Here is a 13769-nt window from a genome sequence, read left to right as displayed (position 1 = left end):
GGCATGCGGGCGAGCATCGGGCGGGTACCCGTCGAAGGAGACGCCATGACCACCACCGTCCGCACCCGTGTCGCGATCGTCGGCGCCGGCCCCGCGGGGCTGCTGCTCTCGCACCTGCTCGATGCCAGCGGCATCCCGTCCGTCGTCATCGATCAGCGCTCGCGCGACGAGATCGAGAGCACGATCCGCGCCGGCATCCTGGAGCAGGGCACGGTCGAACTGCTCGACACGCTCGGCGACGCGTCGCGTGTCCGGACCGTCGGGCACCGCCACGACGGCATCGAGCTGCGCTTCGCCGGCGAGGGTCACCGCATCGACTTCCCGTCGCTCGTCGGCCGTTCCGTGTGGCTGTACCCGCAGCACGAGGTGCTGAAGGACCTCATCGCCGCGCGCCTCGCCGCCGGGCAGGACCTGCGGTTCGGCGTCACGGCGGAGAGCGTCGTGGATGCCGAGACCGACCGCCCCCGCGTGATCGCCCGGGACGCCGAGGGACAGCCGTTCGAGATCGAGGCCGAGTTCGTCGTCGGATCCGACGGGTCGCGCAGCGTCGCCCGCGCCGCGGTGACGGGATCGAGCACGGGCGGATACTTCCGCGAGTACCCGTTCGCGTGGTTCGGCATCCTGTGCGAAGCGCCGCCGAGCTCGGAGGAGTTGATCTACAGCAACTCCTCCGACGGCTTCGCGCTGATCAGCCAGCGGTCGGCGACCGTGCAGCGGATGTACTTCCAGTGCGACCCCGAAACCGACACCGCGGCGTACTCCGAGGCGCAGCTGTGGGACGAGCTCCAGAAGCGTGTGCCCGGCACGACGCTGAAGGAGGGGCCGATCTTCCAGCGCGACGTCCTGCGCTTCCGCAGCTTCGTCGCCCACGAACTGCTCCGCGGCCGGGTCGCGCTCGTCGGGGACGCGGCCCACACCGTCCCGCCCACCGGCGCGAAGGGCATGAACCTCGCGGTCGCCGACGTGCGCCTCCTCGCCGACGCGCTGAACGCGCTGCTCTCCGAGGGCGACGCGCGCCCGCTCGAGACGTACCCCGAGCGAGCGCTGCACCGCATCTGGAAGGCGCAGCACTTCTCGTGGTGGATGACGAGCCTCCTGCACGTGACTCCGGATGCCACCGACTTCGACCGCCGCCGTCAGCTCGGCGAGCTGCGCTCGGTGGTGGAGTCCGAGCACGGACGCGCGTACCTTGCGGAGGCGTACACGGGCTGGCCGCTGTAAGGCGCGTGAGGGGTCAATATCTGTCGCTCGGGAGCACCCGAGGCGACAGATATTGACCCCTCACGCGAACCGAACCGGCGCCTACTCCTTCGAGAACGGGGACGGGACCACCGGGACCGTGCCCGTGTAGCCGTCGCGCTCCTCGGCGAGTTCGGCGATGCGCTTGCGGCGCGCGAACCACCCGATCGCGATGAGGACGCTCGCGACCAGCGCCACGAGCGCGGTTGCGGGCGAGTCGACGAACACGAGCACGAGCACCACGAGCAGGAACGCCAGCGTCAGGTACCCGGTGTACGGCGCCCAGAAGAGGCGGAACGACGGCCGCACCAGCTCTCCGCGGTCGGCGAGCTTCTTCAGGCGCATCTGGCACAGCATGATCGTCGCCCAGGTCACCAGGATGCCGACGGCCGCGACGTTCAGCACCGTCTCGAACGCGTCGCTGGGCGCCACGAAGTTGATGACGACGCCGAACAGCGCGACGAACGCCGTGATCGCGATGCCGCCGTACGGCACGCCCGCCTTGTTCATGCGCGCCGCGAACTTCGGCGCCGACCCGGCGACGGCCATCGCGCGGAGGATCCGGCCGGTGGAGTACAGGCCCGCGTTCAGCGACGACAGCGCCGCCGTGAGCACGACGAGGTTCATGATGACGTCGACACCGGGCACCCCGATCGACGCGAAGAACGTGACGAACGGGCTCTCGTCCTTGGAGTACGCGGTGAACGGCAGCAGCAGCGACAGCAGCAGCACCGACCCGACGTAGAACACCGCGACGCGGATGATGACCGAGTTGATCGCGCGCGGCATCACCTTCTCGGGGTTCTTCGTCTCACCGGCGGCCGTGCCGATCAGCTCGATCGAGGCGTACGCGAACACCACACCCTGCATGAGGATGATCGCGGGCAGGATGCCGTTGGGGAAGAAGCCGCCGTTGTCGGCGATGAGCGAGAACCCGACGGGTGCCCCGGTGGGCGTGCCGAAGATCACGAAGTAGATGCCCACGAGCAGGAACGCCACGAGCGCCGTGACCTTGATGAGCGCGAACCAGAACTCCAGCTCCCCGAAGACCTTCACGGACACGAGGTTCACCGCGAGCACCGTGACGAGAGCGGCGAGCGCCCACACCCACTGCGGGACGGCGCCGATCCACGGCACGTACTTGCCGAAGAAGTTCATGTACAGCGCGGCCGCGGTGATGTCGACCATCGTCGTCGTCGCCCAGTTGATCCAGTAGAACCAGCCCGAGACGAACGCCGCCTTCTCCCCGAAGAACTCGCGCGCGTACGAGACGAACGAGCCCGAGGTCGGCCGGTGCAGCACCAGCTCGCCGAGCGCCCGCAGGATGAAGAACGCGAACAGGCCGCACACCGCGTACGACAGCACGATCGCCGGGCCCGCCTGCGCGAGACGGCCGCCCGCCCCGAGGAAGAGGCCGGTGCCGATGGCACCGCCGATCGCGATCATCTGGACCTGCCGCGAACTCAATCGCTTGTGGTACCCCTCGTCCTCGAGGTGCACGGACGCGGTCGTGATCGGCTCGGCGGGAGTCCCGGCGCCGGCGCCATCGCCGGAGACGGAGCCCGAACCGGAGCCCGAAGGAGTGGTGTCAGTCACCCCTCCATCATTGGCATCCCCGCTCCCGCGCCCGTGAAGCGCGCCGAAAAGCCGGCCTCCCGCGCCTCACAGCCAGTGCTTGCGCTTGAACGTGATCCAGAGCCCGAATGACGTCGCGGCCATCAGCACGAGCGCCATCGGGTACCCGAACGTCCAGTTCAACTCCGGCATGTACTTGAAGTTCATGCCGTAGATCGCGCCGATCAGCGACGGCCCGAACAGGATCGCCGCCCATCCGGAGATCTTCTTCACCTGCTCGTTCTGCTCGAGCGAGGTCTCGGTCTGCCGGTGCGTGACGAGGGTCGCGTTCACGGTCAACGCGTTGTCGAGGATCGCGCGGAGGGACCCGAGCTTGTCGCACTGCCGCAGCACGTGGTCGAGCACGTCGCGAAGCGACCGCTGCAGCTCGAGATCCACCCCGTACTTCTCGGCGCCCCGCAGGAGCGCCTGCAGCATGTCGCGCAGCGGTTCGGTCGCACGCTGGAAGTGGATGACCTCGCGCGCGAGTTCGTAGATGCGCTGCGTCAGCTCGGCGTCGCCGGTGCCGAAGAGGGCGTCTTCGATCTCGTCGACGTCGTTGTGGAGACCGGCGGCCACGGGATCGTACTGGTCGACGACCTCGTCGAGGATCGCATACAGCACCGCCTCCGGCCCCCGGGCGAGCAGGTCGGGCTGCCCCTCGAGACGCCGCCGCACCTGGGACAGGTCCGGCACGTCCGCCTGACGAACGGTCACGATGTAGTCGGCACCCACGAAGACGTGCAGTTCACCGAACTCGACGGTCTCGGTCTCGTCGATGTAGCGCGCGGGCCGCAGCACGGCGAAGAGATTGCCTCCGTAGCGCTCGAGCTTGGACCGCTGGTGTCCGGTGAGCGCGTCCTCGACGGCGAGCGGGTGCAGCGAGAACTCCTTCGCGACGCGTTCGAGTTCCTCGGGCGACGGCCGAAGGAGTCCGATCCAGGCCATGCCGCCGTGGGCCTCCATGTACTCGAACGTTTGGTCGAGGCTGGACGGGTTCTCGATCCGGTGACCGTCCACGTACACGGCGCTGTCGATGATGGGCATGCGTCCGTTCTACCCCTCGAAGATGGACATGGGATGCCGCTGGCGCGGGGCGCCGGGAGGTGGCATCCCGTGTCAGACGATCGGTTCGCTCACCGGTCGCCGCCCGGCCGCGGTCACCGCACCGATGCTCGCCGCGATCACGAGGCCGATGCCCGCGATCTCGAGCCACGAGAGGTGCTGTCCGAGCAGCAGGAACCCGGCGAGCGACGCGGTCGCCGGGCCGAGGCTCATCATGATCGCGAACGCCGACGCGGGTAGGCGGCGCAGCGCGATGAGCTCGAGGGCGTACGGGATCGTCGACGACAGCACGGCCACCGCGGCACCGAGCGCGAGGACGTCGGGCCGCAGCAGCGCACCCTGCGCCTGCGCGATGCCGAACGGCAGCGCGATCACGGCCCCGACGCTCATCGCGAGCGCAAGGCCGTCGAGCCGCGGGAACTCCCGTCCGACACGCGCGGACGCGAGGATGTACAGCGCCCAGCTCGCCGCGGCGCCGAGCGCGAAGACGACCCCGAGCGCGTCGAGCCGATCCCATCCGCCGGCGCCGAGTGCGACCACGCCCGCGAGCGCGAGACCGGCCCACAGCCACCGCGCGATCCCCGTCGCGGTGAGGATCGAGAGCGTCAGCGGCCCGAGCACCTCGATCGTCACGGTGACGCCGAGCGGCAGGCGGTTCAGCGCCAGGTAGAACAGCCCGTTCATGGATGCCAGCACCACGCCGAACCACACGACCGAGCGCCACGCGCCCGCGCTGTGCCCGCGCAGTCGGGGTCGCGCGATCGCGAGGAGGAGCAGCGCCGAGAAGACCAGGCGCAGCATCACGATGCCCAGCGGCCCGGTTCGCGGGAAGAGAAGGACGGCGAACGAGGCGCCGACCTCCTGGCACGCGAGTCCGACCAGCACCAGGGCCGCGGCGGTCCCGCGACCGGCGCGCGCGGTCACGGCGCGACCGCGCGACGGGTCACGCGCGGAATCACTGGGCGGCGGGCGGGCAGATGGCGATCGTGTTGAGGTTGTCGCGCATCTGCTGCGCAGTCCACGGCAGACCGGCCTCGGGGGTGGTGCGTCCGTTCGCGGCGGGCGCCTTGGACGCGATCGCGGCCAGCTCCCAGGCGAGCCACGCGCCCGCCATCTCGTTCGCGCCGGAGTTGTTGAGGACGACGGCGACCGACATGCCGGTGGACGGGTCGGCGAACGCGCCGACGATGTAGCCGGGCGCGGAGCCGAACTGGCCGATGAGCGATCCGGCCTGGTAGGCGCCGCCCGCTGCCGTGAACCAGGTCGGGGCGTCCGCACTCACGGGCACGGGGTTCGCGAAGCGGTCGTTGCCGTCGGGCAGCAGCGCGCCCGTCGCCAGAGCCTGCGCGTACCGACCGAGATCGGCGATGTCGGTGACGGCACCGGATGCGCCGGCCCCGAAGCTTGCCGACGTCACCGTGTAGTCGCCCGGATCGGTGCAGTTCCAGGCGTCGCCGTTCTTCTGCGACCAGTACCCGTTGAGGGCATTGGCCGAGGGCGCCGCGGCGGTGGGGCCGGGCAGCGACGTCCCGCTCAAGCCGAGCGGTCCGGCCACGCGCTGCGCGAGGACGTCGGACAGGGTCTCGCCCGTCGCGCGCTCGACGGCCAGGCCGGCGACCAGGTAGTTCGTGTCGGACCCGGCGTAGGCCGCACCCGGGGCGTTGCGGCGCGGGCTGGCGATGCCGTACGCCATGAGCTCGCGGTCGTTCCACGCGCGGTCGGGGTTGCTCAGCACCTGGCCCTGGAGGATGTCGCCGTACGCGCCCAGACCGGAGGTCCCGTCGCAGAGTTGGCGCAGCGTGATGTCGTCGAAGCCGGGCAGACCGCTGACCCACTTCGTGATGGGGTCGTCCAGCGACCACGTCTTGTCGGCCGCGAGTTCGTAGACGACATCGCACGTCATCGAGCGCGTCACGTCCGCCGCCCGGAAGCCCATGTCGGCGGTGACCTCCGCGCCGCCCGGCCCCTGCGTGCCGAGGCCCGCGACCCACGTGCCGCTCCACGGCGCCCACACGCCCGCGATCGCGCCGGTCGAACCGGTGATCGCCATCGCCGAGGTCACGGCATCCTGCAACTGGGTGGCGGTGTCGCCCGGAAGCTCCGCCTGCACCTGCTCGGGAACCTTGATGGATGCCGTCGACTCGGGCGTGCACCCGGACAGGGTGAGGGCGATGATGCTGGCTCCCGCGACCACCACGGCCGCAGATCGGCGCCAAGCCCGCATGTCCACCCCACGATTCCGCGCGCGACGAAGCAGCGCTCGAAGAATTCAAACACACGCTGAACAATCGGCGCGTCCGCTTCCATCCCGGCGGAGTCACGTCTGCATCACGGTTGACCGGGGATCGGCCTCGCGAGATGCGTCATGAGACTTAGGTTTGCCTAACCCGTTGCGTATGATGTCCGCATGAACGCCGTCGCTTCGTTCTCCGCCGCCCTGCGGGAGCGGTCGAGCGCGGCCCACGCGCCGTCCGAATGCACCGACTTCATGGTCGACCTCATCACGGGCACCGGCACGCGCGACGATTACATCGCGCACGTGGTGCAGCACTGGTTCATCTACGAGGCCCTGGAGGCCGGCACCGCTCTCCTGCGCGACCACCCCGTGGTGTCGGTGTTCCTCAGCGACAAGCTCACGCGACTGCCCGCGATCGCGGCCGACCTCGAGTTCCTCATCGGCCCCGAGTGGCGCGAGCGGATCGCCCCGCTCCCCACGACCCAGGCGTACGTGTCGCGCATCCGCCACTTGGCATCCCAGTGGCCGGGCGGGTTCGTCGCGCACCACTACACGCGCTATCTCGGCGATCTCTCGGGCGGCCCGTCGATCGGCCGGGTGCTGCAGCGCCGGTTCGGGTTCGAGACGAACGGCATCGGCCTCTACCTCTTCACGGACATCGCCGATCCGTCGGCGTTCAAGCGCGTCTACCGGGAACAGCTGGATGCCGCGCCCTGGGACGACGACGAGAAGGCCCGTGTCATCGACGAAGTGCTCGTCGCCTACCGGTTCACCACCGAGCTCTGCGCCGACCTGGCCCGCGCGAAGGCGGCACGGGTCGCCTGAGCACGCGCCTCAGGCCTGCGCGGCCTGCTGCCGACCGAGCCACGCCTGCTTCATGAAGCGCCGGACGTCCTCGTCGACGCGGATGTCGCTGGGGCGCAGCGGCCGCGAGAGATACAGACCGTCGAGCGAGGTCAGCCGGCTCAGCGCGACGTAGGTCTGGCCCGGCGCGAAGGCTCCGGCGCCGAGGTCGACGACCGCGCGGTCGTACGTCTTGCCCTGCGACTTGTGGATCGTCACGGCCCACGCCAGGCGCAACGGGAACTGGGTGAACTCGGCGACGATCTCCCGCGAGAGGTTCTTCGTGCCGGGGTCATAGGCGTAGCGATAGCGCTCCCACACGGCCGGCTCGACGTCATGCTCGGTGCCGTCGACCTCGACGCGCACGCTGTCGCCCGCGATGCGGGTGACGGTGCCGATCGTGCCGTTGACCCACCGCGGACCCTCGCCGAACTGGGCGGAGTCGTTGCGGAGGAACATCACCTGCGCGCCGATCTTGAGCGTCAGCGCGAGCTCGGCGGGGTAGTTCGCCTCGCCGCGGCCGAAGTCACCCGAGATCTCGGCATTCGCGGTCTGCGTGCGGCCGACCAGTTCGTCGAGGTGTCGGCGATTGATCTCGTTCACGCGGTCGTTCCGCGTCGCGAGCGTGATGATCGGGTGCTCGCCGTCGGCCGGATGCGGTGGGGTGCGAGCGCCGGCGGTGTTGAGGATCCCGGCCATCTCGGCCGTGACGCGCCCGTACCGCACGGCGTTGAGCAGCGTCTTGAAGCCGGGGTCCGACTGCCGGTGGATCTCGACGAGCTCATTGACGTGCAGGTCCGCCCCGTGTCGGCCGATGTCGATGAGGCCGTCGCCCGATGTCTCGCCCGACCACACCTTCGCGTCGAAGAACCAGAACGAGCGGTAGTGGTCGCGGATGTAGCGTGCCTCATCGCCGCGCGGGGGCACCGGGGCGAGCTGGTACGGGTCGCCGAACATGACGATCTGGGTGCCGCCGAACGGCTCGGCGCGGCGGCCGCGGGCCTGGCGGAGCGAGCGGTCGATGGCATCCATCAGGTCGGCGTTCACCATCGAGATCTCGTCGATGACGAGCGTGTCGATCGCGTTGAGGAGCTTGCGGGTCGCGTCGTTCTGGTCGATCTCGCCGTTCGCGATGAGCCCGATCGGCAGCCGGAACAGCGAGTGGATCGTCTGCCCCTCGACGTTGAGCGCGGCGACGCCCGTGGGGGCGCACACGGCGATCTGCTTCTTCGTGTTCCACGCCAAGTGCTGCAGCAGCGTCGACTTGCCCGTGCCCGCGCGGCCGGTGACGAACACGTGCTCGCGCGTGTCCTCGATGAGCCGGAACAGCGCCTGCTGCTCGGCCGAGAGGGGTGGCGTGGTCACCGGTTCATGGTAGTTCGCGCGGGATGCCGGGCGCCGAAAGGCCTGGCGCCTGTGGGTTCGGTGACTCAGCAGCCCGCCTGGCCCCCGATCACGCGGTCGGGGGTCAGCGGCATCCACGGGGACGTCCCCGGATCGATGGATGCCGCAGCGGGACTGTCGCCCTGCGTCCACCACCGCGCCTGGTACGCCGAGCCGTCGAGTTCGACGCACGCGCCGCCGGTGTAGACGTCGGTGCCGTTCCACGTCGGGAGGAGGCTCGCGGGGAGCGTCGGCTGCGGGAGCGGGGTCTCGCCGGCGAGTACGGGTCCGACGATCGTCCACGGCGAGTCGCTCGCGGCCACCGTGGGATCGTCGGGCTCGGCCCCGCGCGTCCACCACTTCGCCCGGTACACCGTGCCGTGCCAGACCACCTTCGTCCCCGCGAGGTAGGTACTCCCCGACGCCCACACCGGGTACGGGCTGCGGCTCGGATCGTCCGTCGGCGCCGGCGGGAGGGGCGTCGGCGCCGTGGACGCCGGCTCGACGGATGCCGTGAAGCCCGCGCCGAGCGTCGCGGCGAAGGTGGTGTCCCCCTGGTCGACCCCGCTGCACGCGTCCGAGACGAGGCGCACGTCCGCGTAGTTCTCGCCGCACGTGCGGTCGCGGTTGAGCGACCACATCGAAACCCGGCCGAGGTGCTGTGCGAGCGCGAACGCGTTCAGCTGCCGCGCGTCGTCGAGGCCGAACACCTCCTGCGCCACGTCGTTCTGGCCGATCATCGGCGTCGCGCCGACCTTCGCCCACGCGGTCGCGTCGGCGATCGGGGTGTCGGCGTGGGCGTACGCGTCGACCAGCTGGTCGTGCACGGCCGTGAGCGCATTCTCGGAGATGACCGCCATGCTCCGCCCGCCCAGGTCGGTGCCGTAGTCCATGGTCATCGCGTTCACGCCGGCGAGGTCGACCCCGGCGTCGAGCATCTGCGCCACCGCCGCGCGCCCGTCGTCCGTCAGGCCGGTCTCGGCCACGGGCAGGGTGAGCCATACCGCGAGGGGCTGACCGCTCTCCTCCCGCTCCTTCTGCAGGGCGGCCACGGCGAGCGCACGCCGGAGCCCGGCGACGCGGTCGGTCAGGTCGTCGTTCTCGACGTCGAGATCGATGCTCGCGACGGCGTACCGGTCGACGACCCCGGCGTACGCCTGCCGGAGGGCGTCGACGTCCGTGCACGCCGAGGCCAGTTCCGTATTCGCCGCGCCACCGAACGAGACGATGACGTCACCACCGCGCTGCCGAAGCCGGGCGATGCGGCGATCGAGGTCGAGGTCGTCGGCCGCGGCATCCGGGGAGTACGCCGCTCCCCACGACGGCACGCAGTCGTCTGGCGCAGCGGCGACCACGAACGACAGCACGACGTTCCCCGTCTCCTCCTGGCGCGGGGTCTCGAAGTCGTAAGCCGGGGTCGCGGTGACGTCGACGTACCCGGCGAACCACGGGGCCGGGTCCTCGGCGCGGGCCTGGCCCGTCGCGAAGAACCGGTACCCGACGACGCCGCCGGCGACGACGAGCGCGACGATCGCGAGACCCGCGAGCACGCGCCAGGGCGAGAGGCGCTTGCCGTCGTGCGGTCCCGGGGCGGGCGGGGAGACGTAGCTGACGCGAGAGTTCATCGGATGCCGGAATCGATCGGCGTCGGAAACGCGGAGGCATCGGGGCGGGGCGGAGTCGTCCGTGCGGTGGCCCGATCGCCGACCGCCGGATAGCCGTGGTAGAGCGCCGCCTCCCAGTCGAAGTCCTCCCCCGCCGGGGCCGTGCCGGCCCCGCCCGACGCGACCGGCACCCACATCCAGTTCGTCAGCCCGAGCCAGACGTCGACGATCGAGTTGCGCACCCCGATGTTCTCGACGATGGCCCAGGCCGCGCAGACCGAGTTGAACCCGGCGAACGCGGCCGTGCCCCAGTTGTGGGCGGAGGCGTTCCACCACGCGGTGACGATCGAGAAGACGAGGATCGCCCAGGGGCTGACCACGTACAGCAGCTGCGTCGCGGTGCGATCGCGCACTTTCGGCGTGCGCGCGAACGGGATCTTCCGCCCGGTGAGGGCCTGCTCGACCGACTTCAGCACGCCGGCGAGGTTCACCGGCAGCAGGATGAGGTTGAAGCCGTAGATGCGGAAGATGTCGCGCCGCCGATATCCGGTGGTGCGCAGATCGGCCGCCTGCGACAGGAAGTAGGGCAGCGCGGCGAGGACCACGAGCGGGCTGAGCAGCGCGCTGTCGAACGGGAACGCGAGCAGGAACACGAGTCCCACGCTGGCCCAGGCGAGCGATGCCATGTAGTTCACGCGCAGCAGCCACTCGGCGAGGCGCACGGGACTGTCGGTCCGACGCCGCGCCCGCACCTGGGCGAGGAACTTCGGCAGGATCAGCAGCCCGCCGTTCGCCCAGCGGCGTCGCTGCACGACGAGCGAGCCGAAGTCCGGTGGCGTCGCGCTGTAGCTCAGGCGCTCGGGGTAGTTGACGAGCGTCCACCCGCGCTGGGTGAGGTCGATGCTGGACTCGGTGTCTTCGATGACCGTGCGGTCCTGCACATAACGGCGGACCTCGAAGCCCGAGGTGGACTCGATCTCGAGGATGTCGTCGAGGGCCTCCATCCGGATGACGGCGTTGGCCCCCACCCAGAACGTGGCGCCGTGGGCGGTCATCCCCTGGTGGAGGATGTGCTGGAGGTCGGTCGTCGCCCCGGCCAGTCGCTCGATGCGGGTCGGGGCACCGCGGAACGACGAGTACGGCGTCTGCGTGACCGCGACGCGCTCGTTGCCCGGTTGTTCGAGGAAGTGCACGAGGCGCAGGCAGTAGTCGCGCAGCAGCAGCGAATCGGCGTCGAGCGTGAGCAGATACTCGGCGTTGGGGACCACGAGATCCGCCTCGGCGGCACCCGAGACGAGCCGGAGGTGGACCCCCTGCGGCGTGCGTTCCGCTCGGTAGCGCCCGCCCATGAGTCCGATGTAGGCGTTCAGGTTCATCGCCTTGTTCGGTTCGTGCGACAGGGACGCGTACGCCTTGCGCTCGAAGACCGCCATATCGGCGGTGAAGATGCGGACGAGCCGGCGGTGGAGCCCGAGGAGACGCTCCGGTTCCGGTGTCCGTTCGGCGATCAGCGCGGCATCCAGCGCGCGGGCGGTGAGTTCCAGGTCGTCGGCCAGCCCGCGGATCACCTGGTCGATGAAGAACGTGTCGACGTGATCCTCGTGCGGCTCGGTGTCCGCCATGTCGCGCAGCCACCGCACAGCCTCGACGTAGGCGGCGTGCACGCGTCGGACGGCATCCTGTCCCGCGCGCCCCGTCGTCAGCAGCTCGTGCTCGAACGTGAGGAGCGACTCGGAGAACAGCGACCGGGGGCCTTCCAGATCCGCGTGGATGCCGACGGCCAGGGCCCGGGTGGCGGCCAGGCGTGCACGGTCGGCGGGGTCGGTCGGCGAGGGCGGATCGTCGAGGAGCAGAACGACCCGCAGGTCGGGGTACTCCTGCAGCGCCGCCGACCACAGGGTCTTCCGGATGACCGACGGCTCTTCCGCGTAGGACGGGACGAGGACGGTGAGGCCGTCGCCGTGCCCGGTGAGGAAGTGCTGATCGAGTTCCGCGCGCGCCGCGCGCCGGTGCCGGCGGAACCGGCCGAGCGCTCCTTCCCGCGCAACGAGATACATGAGCGCCGACAGCGTGAGGAATGTGACGACGGCGGCATATATCCACGCCTCCACCGTGAGGAGGTAGTCGTCCGGCCCATACACCCTGAGCTGCCGCACGATGGTCGTCAGGATGTAGGCGGCCCACGCGACGACGGTGACGATGATCGCGACGCGTGCCCAGACCAGGGTGGCCGCGGACGGGGGCGTGTGCACGGTGGGCAGGGGGACGCGCGTGCGCTCGGATCCCCACTGGCGTCGACGGGAGTGTGGGAGCGCTCCCACGCGCTGCCGCGACCGACGGTGTGTGTGAGACATGATTCCCCCCGGGACCGCCGCATTCGGGTGCGGCGTCGGATTCGGCCCGAGGTGCCCCCACCCCGCCGCTCCTGCTGGACGCAGTCGTCACTCACCTTGCACCCCGATCCCGCGCACGCGCGAGCATCCAGGGTCATCTCGGGCAAGAACTACGCGTATCTTGCGCCGATCTTGCGCTCATCTTGCGCTTTCCCGGGGCCGGGGCCCCGCGCGCGCCTACGCCCGCGTCGCGCCGAGGATCACGCGCGCGAGGCGCGACAGCTCGATCGCGCGGGCGTCGACACCGCCGGGAACCGTCATCCGCGTCGGGATGTAACCGAACGCCAGGTCGTGCACCGGGTCGGCGAAGGCCATCGCACCACCCGCCCCGTCGTGCCCGAAGGCGCGGAAGCTCGCGAACGGCATGTCGATGTGCGGCTTCATGAAGACGATCCCGAAGCTCAGCGGGATGTCGAGGACCATGTCGTGCCCGCGCACCTGCACCTGCGACATCTCCGCGAATGTCTCCCGCGGCGCGATGGGTCCATCGACGTTCCCGAGCGTCGCCGCGTACAGCCGCGCGAGACCGCGGGCCGAGCCGACACCCCCCGCCGCCGCGGTCCCCCGCCGGCGGACCTCCGGGGAATGCGGCCCGAACCCGGTCAGGATGGCGTCGCTCGCGCGACCGAGGGGGCCGAACGACGCGGCGAAGAGGTTGTCGCGCGGACCGGGATCGACCGTCTCGGTGAGCAGCGGTGGCCGCGGGTCGACGTACCGGGCGGTCTGATCATCGGGCAGACCGAGGAAGAAGTCGATGTCGCGGGGCGCGCGGATCCGCGACTCGAAGACCTCCTGCAGCTCCGCCCCGGCGACGCGGCGCACGAGCTCCTCCATCAGGATGCCGATCGTGATGCCGTGGTAGCCGAACCCCGCACCCGGTCGCCACAGCGGCCGCTGGCGCGCGAGACGCTCTGCCCCCGCGCGGGAGTCGAGGGCGTCCTCGGGACGGATGCCGTCGTCCGTCGCCGAGAGCCCGGCCTGGTGCGACAGGAGCTGGCGGACCGTGATCTCGCCCTTTGCCGCCGCGGCGAACTCGGGCCAGTAGTGCGCGACGGCGCGGTCGAGCTCGAGCATCCCCTCGCCGAGGAGCAGCGCGATGACGGTTGCGGCGACGCCCTTACTCACGGAGTAGACGCCGGTGATGGCATCCGCTCCGGGTCCGCAGACCAGGTCGACGACGACCTCGTCACCGACGACCAGGCACAGTTGCGCACCCCAGTCCGGATCGGCCGCGGACCACTCCGCGAAACGCTCGCGGACGGGCTCGAGATCGGGGCGGACCCGACCCTGGACAGAACTCACGGCATCCTCCTCGAAGCCCCCGCCGCCCCCGTGGCCGACATCTCGAAAACCTATCGGGCGCGACGCATTCCGTTCGCGCGCAGGTGGCTT

10 protein-coding genes are annotated in these 13769 nt (G+C 70.5%); 2 read left to right on the top strand and 8 right to left on the bottom strand.

Annotated features, from left to right (window positions below):
• Nucleotides 1–45: 45 nt before the first annotated feature.
• Nucleotides 46–1221 carry a 4-hydroxybenzoate 3-monooxygenase gene (locus AVW09_RS16335; protein ID WP_063259050.1) on the top strand — a complete coding sequence of 392 codons (1176 nt, stop codon included), beginning with the start codon at nucleotides 46–48 and terminating at the stop codon, nucleotides 1219–1221.
• An 81-nt stretch (nucleotides 1222–1302) separates the two neighbouring features.
• Here AVW09_RS16335 and AVW09_RS16330 read toward each other — a convergent pair whose 3' ends face one another.
• The 4 genes from AVW09_RS16330 to AVW09_RS16315 form a co-directional block, all read right to left on the bottom strand.
• Nucleotides 1303–2754 (bottom strand): amino acid permease, encoded by a 1452-nt coding sequence (locus AVW09_RS16330; protein WP_063259139.1) that lies wholly within the window; start codon nucleotides 2752–2754, stop codon nucleotides 1303–1305.
• Between the two features lie 147 nt (nucleotides 2755–2901).
• Nucleotides 2902–3900: a magnesium/cobalt transporter CorA gene (gene corA, locus AVW09_RS16325; RefSeq protein ID WP_063259049.1), complete on the bottom strand. Its 999-nt coding sequence runs from the start codon at nucleotides 3898–3900 to the stop codon at nucleotides 2902–2904.
• Nucleotides 3901–3972: 72 nt separating this feature from the next.
• Nucleotides 3973–4842, bottom strand: coding sequence for an EamA family transporter (locus AVW09_RS16320; protein WP_063259048.1), 870 nt, complete (start codon nucleotides 4840–4842; stop codon nucleotides 3973–3975).
• A 31-nt stretch (nucleotides 4843–4873) separates the two neighbouring features.
• The gene (locus AVW09_RS16315) at nucleotides 4874–6142 is read right to left on the bottom strand and encodes a serine hydrolase domain-containing protein (protein WP_063259138.1); all 1269 of its coding nucleotides are present in this window, start codon (nucleotides 6140–6142) and stop codon (nucleotides 4874–4876) included.
• 183 nt (nucleotides 6143–6325) lie between these two features.
• Here AVW09_RS16315 and AVW09_RS16310 point away from each other — a divergent pair, with 183 nt between their 5' ends.
• A complete protein-coding gene (locus tag AVW09_RS16310) occupies nucleotides 6326–6979 on the top strand; it encodes a biliverdin-producing heme oxygenase (protein ID WP_063259047.1) in 654 nt (217 codons plus the stop codon).
• 9 nt (nucleotides 6980–6988) lie between these two features.
• On the opposite strand, the gene AVW09_RS16305 is transcribed toward AVW09_RS16310, so the two are convergent.
• The 4 genes from AVW09_RS16305 to AVW09_RS16290 all read right to left on the bottom strand — a co-directional run bounded on the left by AVW09_RS16305 (nucleotide 6989) and on the right by AVW09_RS16290 (nucleotide 13679).
• Nucleotides 6989–8362: an ATP-dependent DNA helicase gene (locus AVW09_RS16305; protein ID WP_063259046.1), complete on the bottom strand. Its 1374-nt coding sequence runs from the start codon at nucleotides 8360–8362 to the stop codon at nucleotides 6989–6991.
• 65 nt (nucleotides 8363–8427) lie between these two features.
• Nucleotides 8428–10005: a chitinase gene (locus tag AVW09_RS16300; protein WP_063259045.1), complete on the bottom strand. Its 1578-nt coding sequence runs from the start codon at nucleotides 10003–10005 to the stop codon at nucleotides 8428–8430.
• Complete coding sequence (locus tag AVW09_RS16295; RefSeq protein ID WP_082823048.1) at nucleotides 10002–12338, bottom strand: glycosyltransferase family 2 protein; 2337 nt, start codon at nucleotides 12336–12338, stop codon at nucleotides 10002–10004. The genes AVW09_RS16300 and AVW09_RS16295 overlap by 4 nt, the downstream gene beginning before the upstream one ends.
• Nucleotides 12339–12554: 216 nt before the next feature.
• Nucleotides 12555–13679: a serine hydrolase domain-containing protein gene (locus AVW09_RS16290; RefSeq protein ID WP_063259044.1), complete on the bottom strand. Its 1125-nt coding sequence runs from the start codon at nucleotides 13677–13679 to the stop codon at nucleotides 12555–12557.
• Nucleotides 13680–13769: the final 90 nt, after the last annotated feature.

It is taken from the genome of Microbacterium sp. T32 (genome assembly GCF_001619615.1).
GTDB lineage: Bacteria > Actinomycetota > Actinomycetes > Actinomycetales > Microbacteriaceae > Microbacterium.
Note: the sequence above shows the minus strand (reverse complement) of the source record. Positions and strands in the feature narration are given on the sequence as shown.

Excerpts from the sequence above, each read along its gene's own strand:
- corA (WP_063259049.1), bottom strand. The coding sequence starts at position 3,900 with ATGCCCATCATCGACAGCGCCGTGTACGTGGACGGTCACCGGATCGAG.
- AVW09_RS16315 (WP_063259138.1), bottom strand. The coding sequence starts at position 6,142 with ATGCGGGCTTGGCGCCGATCTGCGGCCGTGGTGGTCGCGGGAGCCAGC.
- AVW09_RS16300 (WP_063259045.1), bottom strand. The coding sequence starts at position 10,005 with ATGAACTCTCGCGTCAGCTACGTCTCCCCGCCCGCCCCGGGACCGCAC.
- AVW09_RS16295 (WP_082823048.1), bottom strand. The coding sequence starts at position 12,338 with ATGTCTCACACACACCGTCGGTCGCGGCAGCGCGTGGGAGCGCTCCCA.
- AVW09_RS16310 (WP_063259047.1), top strand. The coding sequence starts at position 6,326 with ATGAACGCCGTCGCTTCGTTCTCCGCCGCCCTGCGGGAGCGGTCGAGC.
- AVW09_RS16335 (WP_063259050.1), top strand. The coding sequence starts at position 46 with ATGACCACCACCGTCCGCACCCGTGTCGCGATCGTCGGCGCCGGCCCC.